The organism is Janthinobacterium sp. GW822-FHT07H10, from assembly GCF_058798675.1.
Genome location: NZ_JBXAKS010000015.1, coordinates 69176 through 94190, shown reverse-complemented (window position 1 = coordinate 94190; position 25015 = coordinate 69176). Strand labels below are relative to the sequence as shown.

General features: G+C 61.6%; 22 protein-coding genes. 10 read left to right on the top strand and 12 right to left on the bottom strand.

All coding sequences use genetic code 11. The annotated features are described in order from the left end of the window. Positions 1-77 precede the first annotated feature (77 nt). Positions 78-1223: a D-alanyl-D-alanine carboxypeptidase family protein gene (locus AC1RDJ_RS25080; RefSeq protein WP_071321642.1), complete on the top strand. Its 1146-nt coding sequence runs from the start codon at positions 78-80 to the stop codon at positions 1221-1223. 78 nt (positions 1224-1301) lie between these two features. Here AC1RDJ_RS25080 and AC1RDJ_RS25075 read toward each other — a convergent pair whose 3' ends face one another. The 3 genes from AC1RDJ_RS25075 to AC1RDJ_RS25065 are packed head-to-tail and all read right to left on the bottom strand — an operon-like array spanning position 1302 to position 5260. Then, positions 1302-2714 carry a cytochrome c gene (locus AC1RDJ_RS25075; RefSeq protein ID WP_493029046.1) on the bottom strand — a complete coding sequence of 471 codons (1413 nt, stop codon included), beginning with the start codon at positions 2712-2714 and terminating at the stop codon, positions 1302-1304. Positions 2715-2728: 14 nt separating this feature from the next. Continuing rightward, entirely contained in the window at positions 2729-4516 is a 1788-nt protein-coding gene (locus AC1RDJ_RS25070) for a GMC family oxidoreductase (RefSeq protein ID WP_232251013.1), read from the bottom strand. Between the two features lie 51 nt (positions 4517-4567). Next, positions 4568-5260 carry a gluconate 2-dehydrogenase subunit 3 family protein gene (locus AC1RDJ_RS25065; RefSeq protein WP_289889682.1) on the bottom strand — a complete coding sequence of 231 codons (693 nt, stop codon included), beginning with the start codon at positions 5258-5260 and terminating at the stop codon, positions 4568-4570. Between the two features lie 230 nt (positions 5261-5490). On the opposite strand from AC1RDJ_RS25065, the gene AC1RDJ_RS25060 reads away from it, so the two are divergent. Together AC1RDJ_RS25060 and AC1RDJ_RS25055 are read left to right on the top strand one after the other, a co-directional pair. Next, on the top strand, positions 5491-6054 hold the full coding sequence (locus AC1RDJ_RS25060) for a TetR/AcrR family transcriptional regulator (protein ID WP_493029045.1): 564 nt from the start codon (positions 5491-5493) through the stop codon (positions 6052-6054). Between the two features lie 56 nt (positions 6055-6110). Beyond that, on the top strand, positions 6111-7037 hold the full coding sequence (locus AC1RDJ_RS25055; RefSeq protein WP_071321638.1) for an aldo/keto reductase: 927 nt from the start codon (positions 6111-6113) through the stop codon (positions 7035-7037). 3 nt (positions 7038-7040) lie between these two features. On the opposite strand, the gene pssA is transcribed toward AC1RDJ_RS25055, so the two are convergent. Then, the gene (gene pssA / locus AC1RDJ_RS25050; protein WP_493029054.1) at positions 7041-7811 is read right to left on the bottom strand and encodes a CDP-diacylglycerol--serine O-phosphatidyltransferase; all 771 of its coding nucleotides are present in this window, start codon (positions 7809-7811) and stop codon (positions 7041-7043) included. Positions 7812-8040: 229 nt separating this feature from the next. On the opposite strand from pssA, the gene AC1RDJ_RS25045 reads away from it, so the two are divergent. Further along, positions 8041-8994, top strand: a complete 954-nt coding sequence (locus AC1RDJ_RS25045) for a CAP domain-containing protein (RefSeq protein ID WP_493029044.1) — start codon at positions 8041-8043, stop codon at positions 8992-8994. Between the two features lie 108 nt (positions 8995-9102). Then, positions 9103-9738, top strand: coding sequence for an Hpt domain-containing protein (locus AC1RDJ_RS25040; RefSeq protein WP_071321637.1), 636 nt, complete (start codon positions 9103-9105; stop codon positions 9736-9738). A 17-nt stretch (positions 9739-9755) separates the two neighbouring features. Here the strand turns inward: AC1RDJ_RS25040 and AC1RDJ_RS25035 are convergent, their stop codons facing one another. Beyond that, positions 9756-9953, bottom strand: coding sequence for a hypothetical protein (locus AC1RDJ_RS25035; RefSeq protein ID WP_071321636.1), 198 nt, complete (start codon positions 9951-9953; stop codon positions 9756-9758). A gap of 184 nt (positions 9954-10137) precedes the next feature. On the opposite strand from AC1RDJ_RS25035, the gene AC1RDJ_RS25030 reads away from it, so the two are divergent. Then, positions 10138-11835 (top strand): M1 family metallopeptidase, encoded by a 1698-nt coding sequence (locus AC1RDJ_RS25030; RefSeq protein ID WP_493029043.1) that lies wholly within the window; start codon positions 10138-10140, stop codon positions 11833-11835. Between the two features lie 23 nt (positions 11836-11858). Here the strand turns inward: AC1RDJ_RS25030 and AC1RDJ_RS25025 are convergent, their stop codons facing one another. From AC1RDJ_RS25025 to rpmH, 6 genes are all read right to left on the bottom strand, one after another. Continuing rightward, on the bottom strand, positions 11859-12158 hold the full coding sequence (locus AC1RDJ_RS25025; RefSeq protein ID WP_493029041.1) for a hypothetical protein: 300 nt from the start codon (positions 12156-12158) through the stop codon (positions 11859-11861). 13 nt (positions 12159-12171) lie between these two features. Continuing rightward, entirely contained in the window at positions 12172-13551 is a 1380-nt protein-coding gene (gene mnmE, locus AC1RDJ_RS25020) for a tRNA uridine-5-carboxymethylaminomethyl(34) synthesis GTPase MnmE (protein ID WP_493029040.1), read from the bottom strand. A gap of 174 nt (positions 13552-13725) precedes the next feature. After that, entirely contained in the window at positions 13726-15462 is a 1737-nt protein-coding gene (yidC, locus tag AC1RDJ_RS25015; RefSeq protein ID WP_493029038.1) for a membrane protein insertase YidC, read from the bottom strand. Positions 15463-15473: 11 nt separating this feature from the next. Then, entirely contained in the window at positions 15474-15734 is a 261-nt protein-coding gene (gene yidD / locus AC1RDJ_RS25010; protein WP_071321631.1) for a membrane protein insertion efficiency factor YidD, read from the bottom strand. Next, a complete protein-coding gene (rnpA, locus tag AC1RDJ_RS25005) occupies positions 15731-16183 on the bottom strand; it encodes a ribonuclease P protein component (RefSeq protein ID WP_083412080.1) in 453 nt (150 codons plus the stop codon). The genes yidD and rnpA overlap by 4 nt, the downstream gene beginning before the upstream one ends. Positions 16184-16191: 8 nt before the next feature. Further along, a complete protein-coding gene (gene rpmH, locus AC1RDJ_RS25000; protein WP_010401996.1) occupies positions 16192-16326 on the bottom strand; it encodes a 50S ribosomal protein L34 in 135 nt (44 codons plus the stop codon). A 513-nt stretch (positions 16327-16839) separates the two neighbouring features. Here rpmH and dnaA point away from each other — a divergent pair. The 4 genes from dnaA (at position 16840) to AC1RDJ_RS24980 (ending at position 23584) form a co-directional block, all read left to right on the top strand. Then, positions 16840-18234 carry a chromosomal replication initiator protein DnaA gene (gene dnaA / locus AC1RDJ_RS24995; RefSeq protein ID WP_071326150.1) on the top strand — a complete coding sequence of 465 codons (1395 nt, stop codon included), beginning with the start codon at positions 16840-16842 and terminating at the stop codon, positions 18232-18234. 150 nt (positions 18235-18384) lie between these two features. Next, positions 18385-19491, top strand: a complete 1107-nt coding sequence (gene dnaN / locus AC1RDJ_RS24990; RefSeq protein ID WP_034754341.1) for a DNA polymerase III subunit beta — start codon at positions 18385-18387, stop codon at positions 19489-19491. A gap of 153 nt (positions 19492-19644) precedes the next feature. Beyond that, on the top strand, positions 19645-22143 hold the full coding sequence (gene gyrB / locus AC1RDJ_RS24985; RefSeq protein ID WP_071326149.1) for a DNA topoisomerase (ATP-hydrolyzing) subunit B: 2499 nt from the start codon (positions 19645-19647) through the stop codon (positions 22141-22143). 298 nt (positions 22144-22441) lie between these two features. Next, complete coding sequence (locus AC1RDJ_RS24980) at positions 22442-23584, top strand: serine hydrolase domain-containing protein (protein WP_493029037.1); 1143 nt, start codon at positions 22442-22444, stop codon at positions 23582-23584. Between the two features lie 103 nt (positions 23585-23687). On the opposite strand, the gene AC1RDJ_RS24975 is transcribed toward AC1RDJ_RS24980, so the two are convergent. Further along, a complete protein-coding gene (locus AC1RDJ_RS24975; RefSeq protein WP_493029036.1) occupies positions 23688-25013 on the bottom strand; it encodes a hypothetical protein in 1326 nt (441 codons plus the stop codon). Positions 25014-25015: the final 2 nt, after the last annotated feature.

Below are 25015 nucleotides of genomic sequence, written 5' to 3'. Positions count from 1 at the left end.
ATCCGTTTTTTCCACGCGGCCATGCATGCAGCAACGGCATGGCCCTCAGCCTTCATCTTTTTCGCAGACCAGCCTCCATGAAAAAACTTTTAGCGGCACTGGCCTCCAGTGTATTTTTCCTATCCGCCGCCCACGCCCAGAGCGTCCCCGCACCGACCATCGCCGCCAAATCCTGGCTGTTGCTTGACGCCACCAGTGGCCAGATCATTGCCTCGCAAGATCCGGACGCCCGCATCGAGCCGGCGTCGCTGACCAAGATCATGACGGCTTACCTGACGTTTGCCGCCATCCGCGAAAAGAAGCTGGCGCTGGACCAAAAAGTGAATGTGTCCGTGCGCGCATGGAAAGTCGACTCGAGCAGCTCGAAGATGTTCATCGACCCGGCCACGCCCGTGTCGATCGACGACTTGCTGCACGGCCTGATGATTCAATCGGGCAACGACGCCGCCGTGGCGCTGGCTGAAGCCGTTGCCGGCGATGAAGGCACGTTCGTTGTGCTGATGAACCGCGAAGCGCAGCGCATGGGGATGAAAAACACGCGTTTTGCCAATCCGCATGGCTTGCCTAGCCCGGATAATTTTTCCACGGCACAAGACCTGTCCGTGCTGGCCCAGCGCGTGATCGCCGACTATCCGGAATTCTACAAGATCGATTCGATCAAGAGTTTCACCTACAACAAGATCACCCAGCCTAACCGCAACCGCCTGCTGTGGCTGGACCCAACCGTGGACGGCATGAAGACGGGCCACACGGAAGCGGCCGGCTATTGCATGATCGCCTCGGCCCGCCGTCCAGGCGGCACCGGCGAGCGCCGCCTGATCTCCGTGATGCTGGGCACTTCGTCCGACCAGGCCCGTACGCAGGAAAGCCAGAAGCTGCTGAACTGGGGCTTCCAGAACTTCGATACGGTCAAGCTGTACTCGAAAGGCCAGGCCGTGGCCACGCCGGAAGTATGGAAAGGCTCGAAAGGCACCGTGAAAATCGGTTTCGCGCGCGATGTGCTCGTCACCGTACCGAAAGGCACGGCCGCCAAGATGAAACCGGTACTGGAACGCAAGGACCCGCTGGTCGCTCCGCTGGCCGAGAACGCCCCTGTCGGCAAGCTGAAAATGATGGTCGACGACAAGGTTCTGCTGGAACTGCCTGTCGTGGCGCTGGAAACCATCAACCAGGCCACCATCTTCGGCCGCGCCTGGGATTCCATGCGCCTGTGGATGAAGTAATGTTCACTCAGTAATTCGCAACATACAAAAATGCCCGCAGATGCTGCGGGCATTTTTTTCGTCTTGCGCTACGTCAAATTACTTCAGCGGTGCATCCTTCAAATGCGGCTTGCGCGCCACGGGCGGGAAGGTGCCCGGGCGGCCGGCGGCAAACGTCGCTTCCGTCTGCGACGCTGCCACCGGCACGGACAGCTTGCGCACCTTGGCCACCTGCGCCGCCGTCACGGGCGTGCCGCGGTTGCCCCAGCTGGTCTGGATGAAGGTCACCACCTGCGCGGTCTGCTCATCATTGAAAATGTCGGCATACGGCGCCATCGTCAGCGCCGACGGCGCCGTGCGCGTGGCGGGCACGGCGCCGCCCGACAGCACGATGTTGATGGCCGAAGTCGGATCATTCGTCTGCAGCACGGCATTGCCGGCCAGCGCAGGGAATGCCTTGTCGTAGCCCTTGCCGTCGGAACGGTGGCAGCCGGCGCAGCGGTCCAGGTACAACTGCGCGCCTTTCGAGTCGACGATACCGCTGAACAACTGCTTGCCCAATTTTTCATCCGCGACAAACGCGGGCGTGGCCGGATTCGATGGCGGCAGGGATTTCAGGTATGTCGCCATGGCCGCCAGGTCGCCATCCGTCATGTGCTGCATGGAATGGGCCACCACGTCGTTCATGGCGCCAAACGAGGCCGTATGGCTGTTGCGGCCCGTCTTCAGGAATTCGGCGATCTCCGCCGCGCTCCAGCGCGCCAGGCCGCCGCCATGCTCATTGCGCAGCGAGGGCACGGACCAGCCGTCGATCACGCCGCCGCCGCCCAGGAAGGTGGTGTTGCTCTCGTCCGTCAGCGATTTTTCCTGCATGCCCACGCCGCGCGCCGTATGGCAGGCGCCGCAGTGGCCCAGGCCCTGCACCAGGTAGGCACCGCGCAGCAATTGCGCGTCGCCCGTGGCGGGCGCCTTGTATGGCTGCGGCGTGGGCGCGAAGGCCCAGCGCCAGATGGTCAAAGGGAAACGCAGCGACAGCGGCCACGGAATGTCGGCCGCCTTGTTCGGCGTCGGATCCGCCTTCACGCCATGCATGAAGTAGGCGTACAGCGCCTGCATGTCGGCCTCGCTCAGGCGCGAGTACGACGGATACGGCATGGCCGGATACACGGTGTAGCCGTGCTTGGTCACGCCGGTGCGCATCAGCTTGTCGAAATCGGCAAAGCTCCAGTCGCCGATGCCGGCCTTCTTGTCGGGCGTGATATTCGTCGAATACACCTTGCCGATCGGCGTTTCCATGCCCAGGCCGCCCGCGAACGGCTTGCCTTTCGTGCCGGCCGTATGGCAGGCGATGCAGTCGCCGGCGCGGGCCAGGTATTCGCCCTGGCGTATCAGCTGGGCGTTCGGGGTGGCGGTGGCGGTGCCAGCTGCGCTGGCGGACCAGGCGGCGCTGGGGGCACTGGCGGCAAGCGCCAGCAGCAGCGCGCCCACGGTATGGGTGAATGTGTTGTTCATCTTCTTGTTCTTTATCAAGCGACCAGGGGACGGGGATCTTTCAGGTATTGCTCGCGGATGGCCTTGGCCGACCAGTAGGTCAGCGCGCAAGCGAGGCCCGTCGGGTTGTAGCCGATGCCGACCGGGAACACGCTGGAACCGACGGCAAACACGTTGTGCACGTCCCAGCTCTGCAGGTAGCGGTTGACGACGCTGGTCTTGCGGTCCGCGCCCATGGCCGTGCCGCCCGCCCAGTGGGTGGTCTGGTAATTGCGCAAGTCGAGGTGGTCGCCCACGTTCTTGACGGACACCTTGATCGATTCCGGATTCATGGCCTCGGCCACCTTCATCATCTTGTCGGTGACGAAACGGCTCATCTTGATGTCGTTTTCCTTCCAGTCGAAGGTAAAGCGCAGCAATTGCTGGCCATACTTGTCCGTGTAGGTCGGGTCGAGGTCGACATAGCAGTCGCGGTACGTCATGTTGGCGCCGTGGCAGTCGAACGAGACCGTGTTCAGGTAGCTCTTCTTGACGGCCTTCTTCCAGGCCGAACCCCAGGCGGGCGTGCCGTCCGGCGTGGCGATACCCGAGATCGGCTTCGAGCCGGCCGGGTTGCACCAGGCGGGGGAACCGCCGACAAAGCCCAGCGGGCCATGGTCGAAATTGTCGCCATTCCAGTCGTCGAGCGCGACGCCGGTGCCGCCGGCGCCGATGAACGGGTTGGTATTCGTGTCTTCCTTGAAGAAGGTCTGGATGGTCGACATCATCTGGTAGGCGATATTGCGTCCCACCACGCCTTCATTGCTGACCGGGTCATACGGCTTGCCGATGCCCGACAGCAGGAACAGGTGCGCATTGTTGTAGGCAAACGCACTGGCGATCACCAGGTCCGCCGTCTGCTCGACGGCCTTGCCGTCCGCATTGATGTAGGTCACGCCCGTCGCGCGTTTTTTGCTGCCATCGAGGTTGATGCGCACGACGTTGCAGTTGGCGCGCAATTCGAAGTTGGCCACCATGCGCAGGGCCGGCATGATGTTGACGTTGGGCGAAGCCTTGGAATAGTTGTAGCAGGCGTAGCCGGAGCAGAAACCGCAGAAGTTGCACGGCCCCATCTGGCAGCCATACGGATTCGTGTACGGGCCGGACGCGTTCGACGAAGCGTTGACGAACGGGTGGTAGCCGACGGCCTTGGCCGCGCGGCGGAACAATTCCGCCGTGTACGGCACTTTTTGCGGCGCCAGCGCGTAATTGTCGGAGCGGTCGCCCTCGAACACATTGCCGTCGCCGACGACGATGCCGTTCACTTTATACGCCTGGCCCGAGGTGCCGAAGACTTTCTCGACGAAATCGAAGTGCGGCTCCAGTTCGGCGTAGGTCACGCCAAAGTCCTGGATCGTCATGCCTTCGGGAATGAATTTCTTGCCATAGCGGCGTTCGTAATGGCTGCGGATCTGCAGTTCTTCCGGCAGGACGCGCCAGTGCATGCCCGACCAGTGCAAGCCCGCGCCGCCCACGCCCGTGCCGGGCTTGAACGCGCCGATCTGGCGGTAGGGCACGGCCACGCCCGTGATGCTGTGGCGGAAGGTGAACGTGCTTTTCGACATGTCCTGGAACAGCTTGCTGCGCTGGATGTAGGTGAGCTCGTCGAGGGTCTTCGGATAGGCGCCGTCCGGATAGGTGTCGCGGTACTCGCCGCGTTCCAGCGCGACCACGTTCAGGCCCGCTTCCGTCAATTCCTTGGCCATGATGGCGCCGGTCCAGCCGAAGCCCACGATCACGGCATCGACATGCTGCATTTTCAAATCGGGTTTGATATCACTCATGATGGTTTTTCTTTTTCTTTGATCTGGTACAAAAACTATGCGATGACAGGTTTAGGCAATCGACACGGGCGGCAGCGGGTATTTCTTGCCATACTGTTCCACCCAGTCCATGTAATCGGCGCGCGCGCCAGGAAAGCCCACCATCTTCCAGGCCAGCATGTCCTTGTTGCCGCCATGCACGGGGTCACAAAAATAGCCTTCGCGCGTGTTTTGCAGCAGCTGGTTGAAGAAGACCTTGGCTGGCACTTCGCCGATATCCAGGGTGCCCTTTTGCAATTGCGTGATGACGGCATCGCGCTCGGCCGTACTCAGCTGCACGAAAGGCTTGCCGGACTGCTGCTTGACGGCCGTGTTCACGCCAGCCAGGGCGCTCTTGTACAGCTCGCGCGGCGCCATGTGGAACTGGTAGCCGAACTGTTCGATCGATGGCACGAACGGCGCCTGCATGTACCACAGCGCGCCATACGCGTAGGGCGTGTTCATCTGCAAGTCGATGAATTCATGCGCACCAGACTCCAGCGCGCCCGGCCCTTCGCCGTCGGCGGGGATCAGGCGGTCGACCAGCGCCGTCAGCGTCGCCCATTCGGTAGCGTCAAAGAAACGGGGCTTGTAGGCAGGCTGGTCCTTGGAGACGGCCAGGGCCAGGCCGCCGCCGGCGCCGGCCAGCAAGGCCACGGCAGGCGCAGCGCCGACGGCCTTGCGCAAGAAATTACGCCGGTGCGGCGAAATCCCGATGGTTTTCATAGGTTTTCCTCAGGCGGCGCGAACCGCCACAGTGATGGATGTGGGATCAGACAGGAAATGCGGGCATGCGCCGCGGAAAGTGCAGAGTTCACGTTGGACAGACTGGGATATCGCGGCGCTCATCTGTCAATCTCTTGGTTAGTTGACCAGCGTGATTGACAAGCAGTTGCTTTGCATTTACGGTGCGCATCGTACCATAATTAAAAGAAACATTCAGAGACAGGCTCAACATGCTTAAAAATAAGGCAGCGCCGCGTGGCCGCCCGCGCAAGGCGGGCGTGGAAGATGCGGTGCTGGAAGCGATCGTCATGCTGGTGCGCCAGCATGGGCTCGACGCGGTGACGATACAGATGGTGGCCGACGCGGCCGGCGTAGGGCGCCAGACGATATACCGGCGCTGGCCGCGCCGTGAAGAGATGCTGCTCGATGCGCTCGTCAAGCGCACGGCGGAAAAGCTGCAGCGCGCGCTCGACATGCCGGAAGGCCAGGAAATCGAGGCGATCTGCGCGCGCATCTTCGACAACCTGAACGCCGACGGCCGCTTCACCTGCGATTTGCTGGTGCTGATCCACAACGATGCGGCGGCGCAACTGCGCTTTCGCGAACAGATCGTCGCACCGTGGATCACCCTGGTGGTGCAGCGCCTGCTGGGCATCGGCGTGCGCGCCGACCTCGACCTGCGCCTGTTCGCCTTCATGCTGCAATCGGCGCTCGTGTACCAGATGCAGCTGGGCGGCCAGCTCGACGCGGCCTTGCAGGAGCGGTGCTGCCGCTTCATCCGCAGCATGCTGTAGCGTAGCTGGCTATAATCGTGGCGAGTCCTTCCTCGCCACCATCAGAAAGCCAGCCCATGAGCCATGTATTTCCCGCCAGCCTGCAAGCACCGCGCAGCCGTTTGAGCAACAACGGTCCCGAACTGTCGCGCATCGTCGCCGGCATGTGGCGCATCGGCGAGTGGAATATGTCGGCGCAGCAAAGGCTGGCCTTCATCGAGCAATGCCTGGCCCTGGGCGTGTCGAGCTTCGACCATGCCGATATCTATGGCGACTACAGCGCCGAAGGCCTGTTCGGCGAAGCGCTGGCCCTGCAGCCGGGCTTGCGCGACAAGATGGAGCTGGTCAGCAAGTGCGGCATCAAGCTGCTGTCGCCGCACCGTCCCGGCCATGCCATCCAGCACTACGACACGAGCGCGGCGCACATCACCAGTTCCGTGGAGCACACCCTGCGCCAGCTGCAGACGGACCGCCTGGACTTGCTGCTGATCCACCGTCCCGATCCGCTGATGGATTTCGACGAGATCGCCGGCGCCTTCACGCAATTGAAAACGGCCGGCAAGGTACTGCACTTCGGCGTATCGAATTTCAGCCGCCACCAGTTCGAATGCCTGCACCGGCGCTTCCCGCTGGTGACGAACCAGGTCGAATTTTCGCCGCTGCATGTCACACCGCTGTTCGACGAAACCTTCGACGGCTTGCAGGACGTGGGGGTGGCGCCGATGATCTGGTCGCCGCTGGCCGGCGGCCGGCTGTTCCAGGGAGGCGATGCGAATGTGGAGAATTTGCGCAATGTCATCAAGCAGATCGCCGACCAGCTGCAGCGTCCGTTTGCCAGCGTCGTCTTCGCGTGGATCATGCAACTGCCTTGCCGCCCCCTGCCGCTGACGGGCACGGGCCGCATCGAGGCCGTGGGCGTGGCCGTGGAAGGCACGCAGTTCACGCTCAGCCGCAGCGACTGGTTCGCCATCCTGCGCGCCGCCCGCGGGCACGAGGTGGCCTAGGATTTAATCGATCTCGTCCGGATCGTTGAAGACCTGCGGTAGCGCAATACCGCGCCAGCCCAGGTGCCAGGCCAGGTTCAGCGCCAGAGTGGCGCCGATGTAGACGGCAAAGAAGAGCGCAAAGAAACTGGTCTTCAGCCACACCAACAGGGCGATGGCGACGATCAGCACCAGCAGCGCGGCCAGGCTTTTCTTTTGCTTGGAGCTGGGGAAGCGCAAGGTCGACACCATCAGGCTGCCCACGCCGACCAGCAGCAGCATCAGCAGATAGCTGTGCAAGGTGGAATCGATGGGCGCCGGCCACGCCACCACCACGGCCGCCACGCAGGCGGCGCCGGCCGTGATCGGCATGCCGACAAAGTACATGGGGTCGGTACGCCCCACGTTCACATTGAAGCGCGCCAGGCGCATGGCGCCGCAGGCAACAAAGAAGAAGCTGGCCATGCCGCCAAAACGCAGCAGCAGCGGATCATGCACGCCCATCTGCACGAAACCATAGCAATACAACAATACCGCCGGGGCGCAGCCGAAATTCATCACGTCGGCGATGGAATCGAGCTGCACGCCGAACTGCGAGCTGGTGCCCGTGGCGCGCGCCACATAGCCGTCGAGCGCGTCAAAGACGCCGGCCAGCACCAGCAGCGCCGCCGCCAGCCGGTAGTCGGCCGGCTCGCCGATGCCGGCGTTATCGACGGAAATGACGATGCTGGCAAAGCCGCACGCTATCGAAAGCAAAGTCACCATGCTGGGCAAGGCGTATTTGGCGCGCTGCAGGCGCGACTTGGGCAATGTGTTCAAATTATCGGCAATCAAAGAAATCGGAAATACAACGGCGGGATGGCAAACCATGCACTATGCTCATTCTACCCTGCGCCGCCACGGCAGCGTCCGCGCACGAGTAGGCGACTTATCTTTTCATTGATGCTCTACGGCATATAAAAATGCCTTAGAATCGTTTCACAGGGTAGCCCGGCGGCCCCCACCCACTTATACAGGAGTCAGCTTGATTGCCTCGTCCCCGCGTTGGAAACACAGCATCCCCGCCCTCCTGATCGCAGTACTGCTGAGCGCCTGCGGCGGCGGTGGCGATAGCGGCGGCACCACATCATTAGCCACCTCGACACCAGCCGGGCAGCTGACACAGGAACCCGGCGCCCCGCTCGTCAGCAACAATATCGCTACCGATGGCTACAACTGGTTCAATTACCGGCGCAGCCAGACCGGCCTGTCGGTACTGTCGCGCAATGGCTTGATCGACAATGCGGCGCAAGGCCATTCCGCCTATCTGAACACCAACAATACGGTGGCCCATGAGCAAGTGCTGGGCAAGTCCGGCTTTACCGGCGTCAAGCTGGGCGACCGCCTGGCCAAGGCCGGCTACGTCGTCACTTCGCTGCAGGGCGAAGTCATCGCCGGCGCGGCCAACACCTCCGGCTTTTATCTGGCCGAAGAGCTGATCACGGCCATCTATCACCGTTTCGTGATTTTTGAACCGCTGTTCAAGGAGGGCGGCGCGGGCGCGGCCGTCAATACCAGTGGCTACGCGTATTTCACCACGGACCTGGCCGGCAACAGCAGCTACGGCCCCGGTTTGCCCGCAGGACAGCTCGTTACCTACCCGTTCAGCGGCCAGCTGAAGGTCGCCACCAGCTTTTCCAGCAATAACGAATCGCCCGACCCCGTGCCGAACCAGGATATCGTCGGCTATCCGATCAGCGTGCATGCCAACTACGGCTCGGCCATCAGCGTGACCGCCTTCAGCGTGCGCCAGCGCGGCAGCACCACGGACCTGGCGGTGCGCCTGCTGAAAAGCGACAACGATGCGCACACGCCCGTGTCGGCCGCCGCCATCATCCCGCTGGCGTCCCTGAACGCGAACACGGCCTATGACGTGAGTTTCATCGGCAAAGTCAATGGTGCGGACGTCACGCGCAACTGGTCATTCACGACGCGCTAGTCTGGCGGCGCATGGCAAGCGGACGCGGCGTCGGGGGCGACTGGATGTAAAATAGCGGATATTGCATTACTGCAATTGACAAGTTTTGGGGCCCTCTGCACACCAGGCATGATGAAACCACACGCCACTTGCGAAGATGATGCCGCCCTCGCGGCGTCCGACATGGTCCGCATTCTCGATGTCGAGAACGGACTGGGCCGCATCATGGGCGACCGCATCCTGTACCTGAAAATCCTGCGCCGTTTCCTGCACGACCATGGCACCACGCCGTGCCAGATCCGCGCCGAGTTCGACGCGGGCAATTATGCGTGCGCGCGCCTGAAGGCGCATACCCTGAAAGGCGCAGCCGGCATGATAGGCGCGCGCCACGTGCACAGCCTGTCGGAAACGCTGGAAGCGGCGCTGCGGGCGCAGGCGCCCGACCTGGAACGGCAAATGCTGCAACTGGAACTGGCGCAAGACCAATTATTGAAAGCCGTCAGCAGCATGCTGGGCACGCCGGAAGACACGCATACGGCGGCGCAGGATGTGGCCCCCGATCCGGCCGCGCCCGCCATCCAGCTGCTGCTGGCGCGCCTGGCCAGCCATCTGCGCGAAGGCGACGGCGCCGCCATCGACATCCTGGAAAACTCGGCCAGCCTGCTCGCTGCCAGCCTGGGCGTGAACGTCTACCAGGAAGTGGCGGCCGCCGCGCACGAGTTCGATTTTGACGGCGCCCTGGCGGCCCTGCTGCGGCGCCGCTAGCGCGGCCCGGCCTCTGCTCAGCGGTTGTACTGCGCCTCTTCCGCATACGCCACGCCACAGCTCTTGCCGCAGAAGCGGCGCACGGCGTCGAGCGGCTTGTCGCAGTACCAACACGCGCCTTTCGGCGGCAAGGCCGCGATCAGCTCCGGCATGGCGGGCAGCGCCACCATCACCTCCCCCTCGCGTTGCACGACTTCCGGCTGTTTGCTGTCCATGGCGCTTCCTTTCCTAGCGGCACTGCAAGGCCGCTCAGCAAGATTACGTCAGCGCAGTTTTGAGCACATGACATTTCTCAACGGCGGCCACGCTTGCTCCTCATCGGCCATCTGAAATTTCCACACGACAACGTTGTCACTTAACACTACAATCGTCATTCCGTTCACTTGCCGCGTGCCCGCCATGAAACATCTTCCCCTGCTGTTCTCTTGCCTGCTGCTCACCGCCTGCGCCACGCGCGCGCCCACCGACTACACCCTCGCTTCGGGCGCCGAGCGCACGCCGGAACAATTGGCAGTGGTGTTCGAACACGCCGACCTGACCCTGCGCATCGAACCGGCCAGCCGCAGCATCGTCGGCGATGCCCGCCTGACCTTCCTGGCGACGCAGCCGATCACGCGTTTCGCGCTGGACCTGGACCGCAACCTGCCCATCGATGCCGTCGAGGTCGACGGCAAGGCGCTGCGGGCACAGGACTATGCCAACCCGCAAGGGCGGCTCAACATCACCTTGCCCGCCACCATCGCGGCAGGCGCCCGCACCACCATCCGCGTCGTCTACCACGGCGTGCCGCACGTCGCCGTGAAGGCGCCGTGGGATGGCGGCATGGTATGGTCGAAGACGGCCGATGGCGCGCCGTGGATTGCCAGCGCCGTGCAAGGCGAAGGCTGCGACCTGTTCTGGCCCTGCATCGACCATCCGATGGGCAAGGCCCAGCTGATCGACCAGCACATCCAGGTGCCGGCGCCGCTGGTAGCCGCCGGCAATGGCATCGCGCTCGGCATGGATGAGGCCGACGGCTGGCGCACTTACCACTGGCGCGCCAAGCATCCGAGCACCTATGGCATCGCCCTCAACGTGGCGCCCTACCGCAGCCTGCAGGGCGAGTATGCTAGCCGCTACGGCAACCGCATCCCCCTGCAATTCTGGTACCTGCCGGAAAGCGAAGCCAAGGCGGGCGCCCTGTTTGCCGAACTGCCGCCCATGCTCGATTTCTTCGAAAGCGTCATCGGCCCCTACCCGTTTGGCGACGAAAAGGTCGGCATCGCCGAAACGCCGCACAAGGGCATGGAACACCAGACCATCAATGCCTATGGCAACAAGTTCGCCAAGACCAGCTATGGCTACGATGAATTGCTGCAGCATGAGTTTGCCCATGAATGGTTCGGCAACCAGCTGACCAACAGCAACTGGGACGATATGTGGCTGCACGAAGGCTTCGGCACGTATATGCAGCCGCTGTACATGCAATACCTGCGGGGCGAGCAGGAATATTTTGCTGCATTGCAGCAGATGCGCGCCGGCATCGCCAACAAGGCGCCCATGGTCTCGGGCAAGCCGAAAAGCGAGGAAGAAGTCTACGACCCGAAGAAAGGCGGGCCGGGCGGCGACATTTATGTGAAAGGAGCGCTGGTGCTGCACACCTTGCGCGGACTGATCGGCGACGACGCCTTCTTCCGCGCCGTGCGCCTGCTCGTCTACGGCACGGAACAGCCGCAGCCAGGCCAGTTCCAGCCCCGCTACGGCAGCACGCAGGAATTCATGGCCATCGTCAACAAAGTCACGGGCAGCAATTACGACTGGTTTTTCCAGGCTTATCTGTACCAGGCGGCATTGCCCGAGTTGTCCGCCACGCGTGACGGCGACACCCTGCGCCTGCTATGGAAGACGCCTGCCGACATCGCCTTCCCGATGCCGGTGGAAGTGCGTATCGGCAAGGAAATCCATACCGTTTCCATGTCGCTGGGCTTTGGCGAACTGCCGCTGCCGGCTGGCGCCACTTATACACTCGACCCGCGCTCACGCGTGCTGCGCCGGGCCGAGCACATCGAAACGTTCCAGAAATTCAGGGAAGAACAGGCCAAGGGCAAGAAGAGCTGAAGCAGCGCCGACCAGGGCCGCCGCTATTTCCGGAAACTGCGCACCGCGTCATTGGCATTCTCGGCAATGACTTGTTGCAGCTTGGGCTGTCGCGCATACTTGGCCGACAGCCGCTTCCATTGCCGCTGCGCCTGGCCGCAGGAGCTGGCCACGGCTTGCGTGATCTCGCGCTGGCGCGCCTTGTCGTGATCGTCCCATTCGCCGGCAAAATGCTCGCACATTTGCGCATTCTCAATGAATTGCGCCACGTCGCGCGGCAGCTTGTCCTGTGCCGTCACCAGCAGCGGCAGACAGCACAGTGCGGCAGCGATCCATGTTTTCATCATCGCTCCCCGCTTACTTGCCGATGCAGAAACGGCTGAAGATCACGCCCAGCAGATCGTCAGGCGAAAACTCGCCCGTGATGCTCGACAGCTGCACCTGCGCCAGGCGCAGCTCTTCGGCGAACAGGTCCAGCGACTGGTCGTCCTGCGCCGCGTGCTCGGCGGCGACATGCAAGTGCTTGCCGGCCGACTTGAGCGCGATCAAATGGCGTTCGCGCGCCAGGTACAGCGATTCGCCCGTCTGCTGCCAGCCGGCGATGCGCAACAGCTCCGTGCGCAGCAGGTCGATGCCGATGTGCTCGTGCGCCGACAGATACACGTGCGTGGCGTCGGGCAGGCTGTCGACGCTGGGCTTGTGACCGGAGAGATCGATCTTGTTCCACACGCGCACCACGGGCACGCCTTCGGGGAAGGCGGCGACGATGGTTTCGTCGGCCAGCGTCGGGCCGTGGTCGGCGTCGAGCAGGTGCAGGATCACGTCGGCCTTGCCGATTTCACCCCACGTGCGCTCGATGCCGATGCGCTCGACGGCGTCGATGGTGTCGCCCGCGCTGCGGATGCCGGCCGTGTCGATGATGTTGAGCGGTATGCCCTCGATCTGGATGGTTTCGCTCACCTTGTCGCGCGTGGTGCCGGCGATCGGCGTGACGATCGCCACGTCGGCGCCCGCCAGCGCGTTCAGCAGCGACGATTTGCCGACGTTGGGCTGGCCGGCCAGCACGACATTGAGACCTTCGCGCAGCAGCGCGCCCTGCGCCGCCTGCGCAAACACCTTGTTCAGCGCTTCGATGACGGCCTTCAACTGGCCGCGCGCATTCGATTTTTCCAGGAAGTCGATTTCCTCTTCCGGGAAATCCAGGGTCGCCTCGACCAGCATGCGCAAGCCCGTCACCTGTTCCACCAGCGCGTGAATCGTGTTGGAGAACGCGCCCGACAGCGATTGCGAAGCGGACTTGGCCGCCGCTTCCGTGGAAGCGTCGATGAGGTCGGCCACGGCTTCGGCTTGCGCCAGGTCGAGCTTGTCGTTCAGGAATGCGCGGCGCGTGAATTCACCGGGCTCGGCCAGGCGCAGACCGCTGTCCTTGCCCGCCGCCAGCACGCGCGCCAGCAGCAGCTGCAGCACCACGGGGCCGCCATGACCCTGCAATTCCAGCACGTCTTCGCCCGTGTACGAATGCGGACCCTTGAAGTGGATGGCGATGCCCTGGTCGATGATGCTGCCATCGGCTTCCGTGAACGGCAAATAGGTGGCGTGGCGCGGTTTCAGCTGCTGCGCGCCGAACAGGGCGGCCATCAAGGGGGCGAGGTTTTTGCCGGAGGCGCGTACCACGCCGATGCCGCCGCGTCCGGGAGCGGTGGCGATGGCGGCGATAGGGGAAGAGTCGAGTTTCATGGAGTAATTGTAGTGTATTCGGGAAGGCTGCAGGAGCCGCGATATTTTCAGCGACAAACCGGGTGCACATGAAGGGGGAGGTCAGTGGACAACCGGCAAAACCCACTTTTTTTTGACATGTACGATGTCAAAAAAAAGCCCGCGCGAGGCGGGCTTTCTGGTCGCTGGCCGGACTTACTTGACGGCAGGCGCGTATTTCTTGGTGATCACCCATTGCTGGCCGATCGACAGGACGTTGTTGACGACCCAGTAGAGTACCAAGCCCGACGGGAAGAAGAAGAACATCACCGAGAATGCCAGTGGCATGAACAGCATCATCTTCGCTTGCATCGGATCGGCCGGAGCCGGGTTCAGCTTGGTCGTGATGTACATCGAGATCGCGTACAGCACGGGCAGGATGCACCATGGGTCATGCTGGGCCAGGTCGGTGATCCAGCCGATCCATGGCGCGCCGCGGATTTCCACGGACGCGTTCAGCACCCAGTACAGGGCGATAAAGACAGGCATCTGGATCAGGATCGGCAGGCAGCCGCCCAGCGGATTGATCTTTTCCGTCTTGTACAGCTCCATCGTGGCCTGGTTCATCTTTTGCGGATCGCCCTTGTAGCGTTCGCGGATCGCCTGCATCTTCGGCGTGACCAGTTTCATCTTCGCCATGCTGCGGTAGCCGGCGGCCGACAGCGGGAAGAATGCCAGCTTGATCAGGATCGTGAAGGCGATGATGGTCCAGCCCCAGTTGCCGAGCACGCTGTGGATCTGTTCCATGACCCAGAACATCGGCTTGGCGATGATGGTCAGCCAGCCATAGTCCTTCACCAGCTCCAGGCCGGGCGAGACAGGCTCGAGCAGGTGGGCGATTTGCGGACCCGAGTACAGCTTGCTGTCCATGCTGGCCGTAGCGCCTGGCGCCAGGGTCGGCAGCGGCAGCACGTTGCCGATGGCGTACAGGTTGGTGCCGACCTTCTTCGTGAAGATGTCGCGCTTGGCGTTCTCAGGCGGAACAAAGGCGGACACGAAGAAGTGCTGCGAAATCGCAAACCAGCCGCCATTCGCCGTCGCCGGGTGCAGGCCCTTCATGGCGTTGTCGTTGCCCTTCTTCTCGTCTTCCACGGCCGCTTTTTCGATTTTCTCGAACGTCAGCTTCTGGTACTTGTCCTGTGGCGTGTACAGGGTCGGACCGGTGAAGCTGCTGTTGAAGAAGGAGTCGCCGACCGGCTTGTTGCCATCGTGCGTCAGTTGCAGATACAGCTGCGGCGTGACGGGGGCTGCGCCCACGTTGGCCACGTCATGGCGCACGTCGATGACGTAATCGCCGCGCTTGAAGGTAAACGTCTTGGTCAGCTTGACGCCGCCTTCGACGGCTTCCATCACCAGTTGTACTTGCTTGCCGTCACCCAGGGTGCGCACGCCAGGCTGCACGGTGAAACCGCTCGCATGGGTGGGGAAAGGACCGCCAACCAGGCCCGACTGTGCCAGATAGGTGCGGTTCGCGCCTTCGTCGAACAGCACTTCGTTTTGCTTGCCGTCGTCAGGCTGACACCATTTGAACAGGCCGAAGCAGCCGCCAAACCAGCCCGGATTGCCCGCGCCCTTGAATTTCAGCAATTCCAGACGCTTGACCTGGCCGCCCAGGGTGTCGATATCGACCTTGATGACGTCGGTGGTGATGGTAATCACTTCGCGCTTGAACGCGGCGGGATCGGCAGCGTCACCAGGCACGGCGCTCGCGCCGGCAGCCGCGCTGGCAGCCAGGGCGGCCGTCGCGGCCGGGGTGGCAGGCGCCTTGGCGGTTTGTTCCGTGTTCGCGGAGAACATCGACGGCTTGCCGTTCGAGATCATCCATTCGTTCCAGAGAATTACCAGCGAGACGGAAAACACGATCCACAGGATGGTACGTTTATTGATATCCATTAGGGTATTTGTCAGGAGTGGTTGCAACCGCAAGCGGTCGTTGAAGATTGTTTGCAATCGGCCGGCGGCACCGGGTCGACGCCCCCTTCATTCCAGGGGTGGCAACGGCACACGCGCTTGGCAGCCAGCAGGCTGCCCTTGGCGGTGCCGTGCACGCGCAACGCTTCCATCGCGTAATGCGAACAGCTCGGATAGAAACGGCAATTCTGTCCCAGCATGGGGCTGATCAGCAACTGATAAGCTCGCAGCAAGAACAGCAGCAGGGTTTTCATGGCGCGGACGGTGGTGGCGCAGCAACAGAACGGGCCTGGGCGGCGATTTGCGCCGCGAACAGGCGGCTCAATTCTTCACGCAGCTCGGCTTTGAGCCGGGTCGTGGTGGCCGGGCCATCCTTGCTGTTGACGGCGCGCGACAGGCGCACCACGCAGTCGACCGGCGGCAGCGCGCTGTTGCGAAACAGCTCGCGCGTGACGCGCTTGATCGTGTTGCGGGTCGCCGCGCGTGGCGCGAAACGCTTGGCCACAACGACGCCCAGCCGCGCATGCGGCAATTGATTGTGTCGGGTGTACAGCACAAAATGCGCTGTTTTTTGCGAAGGGCGCAAACGAAAAACGGATGAAAATTCATCCGTTTTAACGATACGCCGAACGCGCGCGAAGTCGTGTGAACCTTCGCGTTGATTGCCGACTGGAGTACAGCTAGCCACGCGATCAGCTGTCAACGACAAGCCTAGACGGCCAGACGTTTGCGGCCCTTTGCGCGACGTGCGTTGAGCACATCACGGCCACCACGGGTAGCCATACGAGCGCGGAAGCCGTGCGTACGCTTGCGGCGAACGACGGAAGGTTGGTAAGTACGTTTCATGTTGGTCTCGCTAAAAACAAAAAAAATGCAAAATCGGGTCTGACGTCCCGTCAGTTTTTGGTGCCAATGACAATCGCGCACTTATGCCAAGGCACAAGCTGGCCAATCTCATCGCCCGCTTAATCCACGCTTAGTCCATATTGTCGTTCCAAATGAATAAACACGGAATACGGGCGGGGAACCCTGAATTATTCAGCATATGCCCCCCTCTTGTCAAGGATTGCCGTGATCGCCTGGAAATTTGCGCGCCGCGCCCCATCTGCCGGCAAGGCCCCGCCACAGGCCGCGCCAGCACTGCCTGTGACGGGATAACCGGGGGATAAGTCGCTTCTTATACACATGGCGCCCCACCCCGCCACATAAAAATAACAGCCGTGCCTGTGGATAACTTTCGCAGTCGGGAGTAGAATAGCGCGTTACGTGTGGCGAGCCCTCGCGCGACGCCGGCCTTGCAACACGGTGAACGCAGGGCAGAATCGATACGCCCTCCCACACCTTTTCACATAGACATACATGGATAATTTCTGGCAGGCCTGTTCCGCGCAGTTGGAACTGGAGCTGACACCGCAACAATTCAGTGCGTGGATCAAACCGCTTATCCCTCTCGATTACGAAGAGGGCAAGCTGCGCATTGCTGCGCCCAATCGCTTCAAGCTCGATTGGGTCAAGACCCAGTTCGCCAGCCGCATCACGGCCCTGGCCATTCAATACTTTGAAGCGCCGACGGACGTGCAATTCGTGCTCGACCCCCGCCTGGCCCTGCCGAAGAAGCCCGTGACCGCCAGCACCCCGGCCAGCGATCCGAATGGCGGCGCGCCCAGCGCGCGCGCCGCGGAACCGCAGCCCAGCGTGCCGGAACTGAGCATCGGCGCCGCGCCGCGCCGCGAGCAGAGCCGCATCAACACCGACCTGACCTTCGACAGCTTCGTGACCGGCAAGGCCAACCAGCTGGCGCGCGCCGCCGCCATCCAGGTGGCGAACAATCCGGGCGTGTCGTATAACCCGCTGTTCTTCTACGGCGGCGTCGGCCTCGGCAAGACCCACTTGATCCACGCCATCGGCAACCAGGTGATGGCCGACAATCCGGGCGCGAAGATCCGCTACATCCACGCAGAACAGTACGTTCGCGACGTAGTGACCGCTTACCAGCGCAAGGGTTTCGACGACTTCAAGCATTACTATCACTCGCTCGACATGCTGCTGATCGATGATATCCAGTTCTTTGGCGGCAAGAGCCGCACGCAGGAAGAGTTCTTCTATGCGTTCGAGGCATTAATTGCCGCAAAGAAACAAATCATCATCACCTCGGATACGTATCCGAAGGAAATCACGGGCATGGACGACCGCCTGATCTCGCGCTTCGACTCGGGCCTGACAGTGGCCATCGAACCGCCGGAACTGGAAATGCGCGTGGCCATTCTGCTGAAAAAAGCCAAGCAGGAAGGCGTGACCTTCTCCGACGACGTGGCCTTCTTTGTCGCCAAGCACTTGCGCTCGAACGTGCGCGAGCTTGAAGGCGCGCTGCGCAAGATCCTCGCCTATTCGCGCTTCCATGGCAAAGACATCACCATCGATATCGTCAAGGAAGCCCTGAAGGACTTGCTGTCGGTGCAGAACCGCCAGATTTCCGTGGAAAACATCCAGAAAACGGTGGCCGACTTCTTCAATATCAAGGTGGCCGACATGTATTCGAAGCGCCGCCCCGCGAATATCGCCCGGCCGCGCCAGATCGCCATGTACCTGGCCAAGGAATTGACACAGAAGAGTCTGCCGGAAATCGGCGAGCTGTTCGGCGGCCGCGACCACACCACGGTGCTGCATGCCGTGCGCAAGATCGCGCTGGACCGCACCAAGAACCCGGAATGCAACCATGAGCTGCATGTGCTGGAGCAAACGCTGAAGGGCTAAGCACGGCTTGGGCAAGACTGGCTCAAAACGTGCTTTACCCTTATTATCTGGGAGGGCGCCGCAGCCGGTCTGTCGGGGCTCCCCATGGCGATAATTGTTAAATTAATACGTTAAACTTAGTACTGTTCAACCTATACATTGAGGATAAATATGCAATTGGTCAAAACCACCCGAGATACCCTTCTCCGGCCACTGCAGATCGTGAGCGGTATTGTCGAGCGTCGGCACACTATGCCGATTCTGGCCAATATCCTCATCCGCAAAGACGGTGAAAATGTCTCCTTCCTGTCGACCGACACCGAAGTACAGATCACCACGCACGCGGAAATCGGCTCCGGCGCGGACGTCACGGGCACCACCGTGGCCGCGCGCAAGCTGCTCGACATCTTGCGCGCGCTGCCCGAATCGGGCGACGTCACGATGACCCTGCTCAACAAGCGCCTGACCGTGCAAACGGGCAAGTCGCGTTTCGCGCTGCAAACCTTGGCGGCGGAAGAGTTTCCGACCGTGCAACAAGCGGAAAGCTATAACGCCTCCGTCACCCTGCCGCAGAAAACGCTGAAGCACCTGTTCAACATGGTGCATTTCTCGATGGCGCAGCAAGACATCCGCTATTACCTGAACGGCTTGCTGCTGGTTCTGGATGGCAATAATGTCATCGCCGTGGCCACCGACGGCCACCGCCTGGCGTTTTGCCAGGTCGCCACCGAGCAGACGTTTGCGCGCCAGGAAGTCATCATCCCGCGCAAGACCATCATCGAACTGCAGCGCTTGCTGGAAGAGAACGATGAGCCGGTGCAACTGGATATCGCCGCCAACCAGGTGAAACTGACCTTTGCCGACATCGAGCTGATCTCGAAGCTGGTGGAAGGCAAGTTCCCCGACTACACGCGCGTGATTCCTAAAGGCTACAAAAACGACTTCACGATCGGCCGCGATGAACTGCTGCGCTCGCTGCAACGCGCCGCCATCATGACCAGCGACAAGTTCAAGGGCGTGCGCTGCATCATCACCCCGGGCAGCATGAAGATCAGCTCGACCAATGCGGACCAGGAAGAAGCCGTCGAAGAGCTGGAAATCGACTACGGCGGCGATTCCGTCGACATCGGCTTCAACGTGACCTATCTGCTGGACGTGCTGAACAACCTGAAGTGCGAATATGTCAACATCGCGCTGGGCGACTCGAACTCGTCCGCCCTGATCTCCATCCCGGACAATGCCGACTTCAAGTATGTCGTCATGCCGATGCGCATCTAAAGACCACAGCAGTGACGTAGGTCGGATTAGCGCAGCGTAATCCGACATGCTGAATCGCCGTCTGTCGGGTTACGCCGTTCCGGCTAACCCGACCTACGGTCATCAGCCAGCAGCCCCGAATCAATCAGCAATCGTTATTTGAGAAAGCAGTCCATGTCCGAGAATCCACAAGACACCCCGATCCAGGCCAAAACGGAAGAATACGGCGCCGCCTCCATCCAGATCCTGGAAGGCCTGGAAGCCGTACGCAAACGCCCGGGCATGTACATTGGCGACACCTCGGACGGCACCGGCTTGCACCATCTGGTATTCGAAGTGCTGGACAACTCGATCGATGAATCGCTGGCCGGCCACTGCACGGAAATCCATGTCACCATCCACAGCGACAATTCGATCTCGATCACCGACAATGGCCGCGGCGTGCCGACCGGCCTGAAAATGGACGACAAGCACGATCCGAAGCGTTCGGCGGCGGAAATCGTCATGACCGAATTGCACGCGGGCGGCAAGTTCGACCAGAACTCGTACAAAGTATCGGGCGGTTTGCACGGCGTCGGTGTGTCCTGCGTCAATGGCCTGTCGAAATTGCTGAAGCTGACCATCCGCCGCGACGGCAAAGTGCATCACATGGAATTCGTGCGCGGCGTGCCGCAAGACCGCCAGATCGTCATGGTCGGCGACATCGCGACGTCGCCGATCAAGGTCATCGGCGAAACGGACAAGCGCGGCACCGACGTGCATTTCTGGGCCGACGAAGAAATCTTCACGCACGTGGAATTCCACTACGAAATCCTGGCCAAGCGCATCCGCGAACTGTCCTTCCTGAACAATGGCGTCAACATCAAGCTGTCGGACCAGCGCACGGGCAAGGAAGAAATCTTCGCCTTCGAAGGCGGCACGCGCGGTTTCGTCGAGTACATCAACAAGGCCAAGTCGGTCTTGCACCCGACCATTTTCCAGGCCACGGGCGAACGCATGTCGGACCAGGGCACGAATATCTCGGTCGACGTGTCGATGCAGTGGAACGATGCCTACAACGAACAGGTGCTGTGCTTTACGAATAACATCCCGCAACGCGACGGCGGCACCCACCTGACGGGCTTGCGCGCGGCCATGACGCGCGTGATCAACAAATACATCGATGAACACGAATTCGCCAAGAAGGCGAAAGTGGAAATCAGCGGTGACGACATGCGCGAAGGCCTGACCTGCGTGCTGTCCGTGAAAGTGCCGGAACCGAAATTCTCGTCGCAGACGAAAGACAAGCTGGTGTCCTCGGAAGTGCGCGGCCCGGTCGAAGAGATCGTCGCCAAGACCCTGGCCGATTACCTGCAAGAAAAACCGAACGACGCCAAGATCATTTGCGGCAAGATCGTCGAAGCGGCGCGCGCGCGCGAAGCGGCCCGCAAGGCCCGCGACCTGACCCGCCGCAAGGGCATCATGGACGGCCTGGGCCTGTCGGCCAAGCTGGCCGACTGCCAGGAAAAAGACCCCGCCCTGTGCGAACTGTACATCGTCGAGGGTGACTCGGCAGGTGGCTCGGCAAAACAGGGGCGCGACCGCAAGTTCCAGGCCATCCTGCCGCTGCGCGGCAAGGTCCTGAACGTGGAAAAAGCCCGTTTCGAGAAAATGCTGTCGTCGGAGCAGATCACCACCCTGATCGCCACCCTGGGCACCTCGATCGGTCCGGACGAGTTCAACGTCGAGAAACTGCGCTACCACCGCATCATCATCATGACCGATGCGGACGTCGACGGCGCCCACATCCGCACCCTGCTGCTGACCCTGTTCTACCGCCAGATGCCGCAACTGGTCGAACGCGGCCACATCTATATCGCCCAGCCGCCGCTGTACAAGGTAAAGGCCGGCCGCGACGAGCGCTATCTGAAAGATGATGCCGAGGAAGCAAGCTACATGATGACGGTGGCCCTGAACACGGCCGTGCTGGTGCCAAAGGAAGGCGCGGAAGGCATTTCCGGCGAAACCCTGGCCGAACTGGTGCGCAAGTTCAACCTGTCGAACACCATCATGACGCGTTTGACGCGCGTAATCGACCGCGCCGCCCTGACGGCCATCATGACGGGCGTGCAGCTGGACCTGTCGACCCTGGACCTGGCGGAAGCGTCGGCGCTGGCCCTGCAGACGGCCATTAACGACAGCGCCGTGCAAGTGCGCGTACGCTCCGACGACCTGTCGGAAAAACACATGCTGCGCATCGAGCGCATGCACCACGGCAACGTGAAAGTCAGCGCCATCGACGCCGAATTCGTGCAAGGCCCCGACTACGCCGTGCTGAGCAATGGCGCCGCCACCTTTGAAGGCTTGATCGGCGAAGGCGCCTTCGTGCGCCGCGGCGAAGGCGAGCGCGTCAAGGAAATCGCCGTCGTCGACTTCCACCAGGCCATGCAATGGCTGCGCGACGAAGCCGAACGCACGGTCTCGAAACAGCGCTACAAGGGTCTGGGCGAGATGAATCCGGACCAGCTGTGGGAAACCACGATGGACCCCACCGTGCGCCGCCTGCTGAAGGTACAGATCGAAGACGCCATTGCGGCAGATCAAATCTTCACGACCTTGATGGGCGACGACGTGGAACCACGCAGAGCGTTCATTGAGAATAATGCGTTGCGGGCGGGGAATATCGACGTGTAATTTGTCGGGTGACACGTAAGGCGCCAGAGTATGTGCAACTGGCCTATGGTTTTCGCTAAGCTGAATGCAAAAGCCGTGCAGACTTAGTCAGCAACTGATGGCACGGGGACTCAAGATCCTTGTGCCGGTGGTTCGAGTCTCCCCGGGCCACCAGGAATAAAAAGAAAACGCCACCTCCGGGTGGCGTTTTCTGTATCAGGCATTGCCCTTCACTATCTGGAAAAACCATGCGGGTGACTTTTTTCTGTCACCGCTGAATCCATTGTGCGAAAATGCCACTCCCCCCTGGATGGTGCGCATGATGACCAAACTCGCCGCAATCATAACTGGAATGACACTCATGCTGGCAGCTTGCAAGCCTGCGGCCACAGCACCTGCGCATGACATTGCTACCGCCATGAGCCAGACCGCGACCACCCTGCTGCAGTCGACATTGCTGCACGCGACCTCGATTGCTGTCATTTATCGCGGCAAGGAATTCATTCTGCATCAAGGCGAACTGGAGACCGGCAAAGCCAATCCGCCGAACGATACAACGCTGTATGAAATCGGTTCAGTCAGCAAAACTTTTGCCGGCTTGCTACTGGCGAACGCCGTGCTGGATGGGAAGGCGGCGCTCGACGATCCCATACAAAAGTACCTGGCGGCCGCCTATCCGAACCTGCAGTCGCAGGGGCAGCCGGTTCGCCTGCGCCATTTGGTCACGCACACCAGCAATATGCCGGGCATGCTGCCATTGCAGGTGAACACCGTGTTGAAGGATTTCACGGCACACGCCACGCCGGCAAGGCTCAATGCGGCCTACGCCAGCTATGGACAACGGCAATTCTGGCAGGACTTGCACACAGTCAGCATCAAGGGTCCGCTTGGCAAGGACTATGCGTATTCCAGCGCCGGCACCGAACTCATTGCGCACACGCTCGAAACAATCTACGGCATGCCCTACGAAGTCCTGCTCACGCAATTCCTCGCGCGCGAAGCCGGCATGCAAGATACCAGGCTGAGAATCACAGCCCAGGATGCCGGCCGGCTGGCGCCCGGCTACCACAGCGACAATCCCGTCATCACGACACCGATGCCGCAACTGCCCTGGGGCGCAGCCGGCAACCTGAAGTCGACCATGCCGGATATGGCGAAGTACCTGCGCCTGCAATTGGGCGCCCATCCCGCGGTCGTCGAATCGCACAAGCCGCTGGTCCGCTTTCAGGACGACTTCAGCATTGGCTATTTCTGGAACATCGGTAGCAATCGCCAGTTGGGCACGCATTATGTGCACCATGGCGGCGTGCCACGTGCGCAAAGCTACGCCTACGTCGTTCCCAAATATCAGCTTGGGGTCTTCATCATCACCAACCAGAGCGGCGACGCTACTGCCGGCGCCATGGAAAGCGCGCTGGCGCATATTTTCGACGCAGTGGAAGCCATGGACGGCGCAAAGTAGGCCGGCCCTTGTTTTGAAAATCCTTGTGTCGCTGGTCCGATTCCGCCCCGGGCCACCAGGCACATCCCAAGCACAACGCCAAGCCGCCCGGGCCTGGTCCTGACTAGCGCATCTGCCTGAGGCGGGGATATAACGCCACATAGCCTCGCAGCAGTTCCACGGCAGGCAGATGCACCACACTGAGCGGCGGGTTCCATGGCGGCTGCTGTCTGGATGGCTGGCGCCCGGCCTCGCTGCCGGGCAGCCAGAATTCCAGCGATACCGTCGTGGCCCTCGGGTCGGCATTGAGCAGAAAATGGTTTTGCAGCAGCAGCCCATAGGCTTCCATGCTGAGGTAGTCCTTCTCTACCTTGTCGATGTCATCCCCGTCGGCAGTGCGGCGGCGCTGCCGCATATAAGCATAGTATTTGAAGTCGACGACCTTGACGCCATCGACGTCGGCCAGCACCAGGTCCGGACGACGATGGATGCCATTGCGGGAAAACAGCAATGCGCGCTGCTGCAGCCAGGCTTGCCGCTGCTCCGGCACCACCAACAAGACCGGCAAGTGCTCCATGTCACAGGTGAGGATATCGCTGGTCTGCCGGTCCAGCGCATGGACCAGGCAAGCGGATTCCCACACCGCCCAGAAGTCCTTGACGCCCCATACCAGTCCATCTTTGGCCGCACCATCTATGCCCGCATGCAGATAGCCATACAAGGCCTCATGGATCTCCCGGTATGCGCCATGACGGAACGGCGTGTTGCGGTCCACCATTTGCAGGATATGGCGCAGCAACTCGGCAAGTTCTTCGCACCGTGCCGCTTCGCCGGCGTACAGCGAAGCCTCGGGAGTCAGGTAGCGGTGCCGGAAGTCGGCGGCCAGCGCCACGCCTTCGCCGGCAAAGCTGCCCCAGACGGTTTCCAGATCCTCGTGCAGGAACCGTACATAGAAGTCTTCCGCGATGAAGCAGTACAGGCCGACGATATCGCCGGTCTGGTAGCGCAGTTCTCGCCGGCGGCCGACAGCGCGCTCCAGATAGGGTGCGCCATCCTCATCGAACAGGGCCTGGTGCCAGTTGCGCTCGATATGCAGATGAGTGTCACGGTGAGTGCTCGCCCGCGTCTCGCTCAGGCCAAGTAGACGCATCGGATCGGTGTGCTCGAACAGCGTGTCCAGCGCCAGCGCGTCGCGGAAAGTAAAGCTGTCAGCGCCGACATCCGCACCGGCCTGCGGCACGGCCTCTACGCCATCCAGCGCATCCAGCCGCTCCAATGCCCGCTGCGTGCCGCGAAAGACCACCAACGCCTTGTACAACAAGGCCAGCGCGGCGGCCGGCGCCATACCGGCCATGCCCTTCGGCACATGCAGGTGCAGCACACCGTCCAGCCGCTGCAATCCGATCATCTTCTCACTCTCAACCACAGCTAATGTGGATGGCAGTAGCATGG

Excerpts from the sequence above, each read along its gene's own strand:
- mnmE (WP_493029040.1), bottom strand. The coding sequence starts at position 13,551 with ATGAAACTCGACTCTTCCCCTATCGCCGCCATCGCCACCGCTCCCGGA.
- AC1RDJ_RS25030 (WP_493029043.1), top strand. The coding sequence starts at position 10,138 with ATGAAACATCTTCCCCTGCTGTTCTCTTGCCTGCTGCTCACCGCCTGC.
- AC1RDJ_RS25075 (WP_493029046.1), bottom strand. The coding sequence starts at position 2,714 with ATGAACAACACATTCACCCATACCGTGGGCGCGCTGCTGCTGGCGCTT.
- yidD (WP_071321631.1), bottom strand. The coding sequence starts at position 15,734 with ATGAAAACCCTGCTGCTGTTCTTGCTGCGAGCTTATCAGTTGCTGATC.
- gyrB (WP_071326149.1), top strand. The coding sequence starts at position 19,645 with ATGTCCGAGAATCCACAAGACACCCCGATCCAGGCCAAAACGGAAGAA.
- AC1RDJ_RS25065 (WP_289889682.1), bottom strand. The coding sequence starts at position 5,260 with ATGAAAACCATCGGGATTTCGCCGCACCGGCGTAATTTCTTGCGCAAG.
- AC1RDJ_RS25080 (WP_071321642.1), top strand. The coding sequence starts at position 78 with ATGAAAAAACTTTTAGCGGCACTGGCCTCCAGTGTATTTTTCCTATCC.
- AC1RDJ_RS25035 (WP_071321636.1), bottom strand. The coding sequence starts at position 9,953 with ATGGACAGCAAACAGCCGGAAGTCGTGCAACGCGAGGGGGAGGTGATG.
- AC1RDJ_RS24980 (WP_493029037.1), top strand. The coding sequence starts at position 22,442 with ATGATGACCAAACTCGCCGCAATCATAACTGGAATGACACTCATGCTG.
- AC1RDJ_RS25040 (WP_071321637.1), top strand. The coding sequence starts at position 9,103 with ATGATGAAACCACACGCCACTTGCGAAGATGATGCCGCCCTCGCGGCG.
- AC1RDJ_RS24975 (WP_493029036.1), bottom strand. The coding sequence starts at position 25,013 with ATGCTACTGCCATCCACATTAGCTGTGGTTGAGAGTGAGAAGATGATC.
- AC1RDJ_RS25070 (WP_232251013.1), bottom strand. The coding sequence starts at position 4,516 with ATGAGTGATATCAAACCCGATTTGAAAATGCAGCATGTCGATGCCGTG.
- AC1RDJ_RS25060 (WP_493029045.1), top strand. The coding sequence starts at position 5,491 with ATGCTTAAAAATAAGGCAGCGCCGCGTGGCCGCCCGCGCAAGGCGGGC.
- dnaN (WP_034754341.1), top strand. The coding sequence starts at position 18,385 with ATGCAATTGGTCAAAACCACCCGAGATACCCTTCTCCGGCCACTGCAG.
- dnaA (WP_071326150.1), top strand. The coding sequence starts at position 16,840 with ATGGATAATTTCTGGCAGGCCTGTTCCGCGCAGTTGGAACTGGAGCTG.
- rpmH (WP_010401996.1), bottom strand. The coding sequence starts at position 16,326 with ATGAAACGTACTTACCAACCTTCCGTCGTTCGCCGCAAGCGTACGCAC.
- AC1RDJ_RS25025 (WP_493029041.1), bottom strand. The coding sequence starts at position 12,158 with ATGAAAACATGGATCGCTGCCGCACTGTGCTGTCTGCCGCTGCTGGTG.
- yidC (WP_493029038.1), bottom strand. The coding sequence starts at position 15,462 with ATGGATATCAATAAACGTACCATCCTGTGGATCGTGTTTTCCGTCTCG.
- AC1RDJ_RS25055 (WP_071321638.1), top strand. The coding sequence starts at position 6,111 with ATGAGCCATGTATTTCCCGCCAGCCTGCAAGCACCGCGCAGCCGTTTG.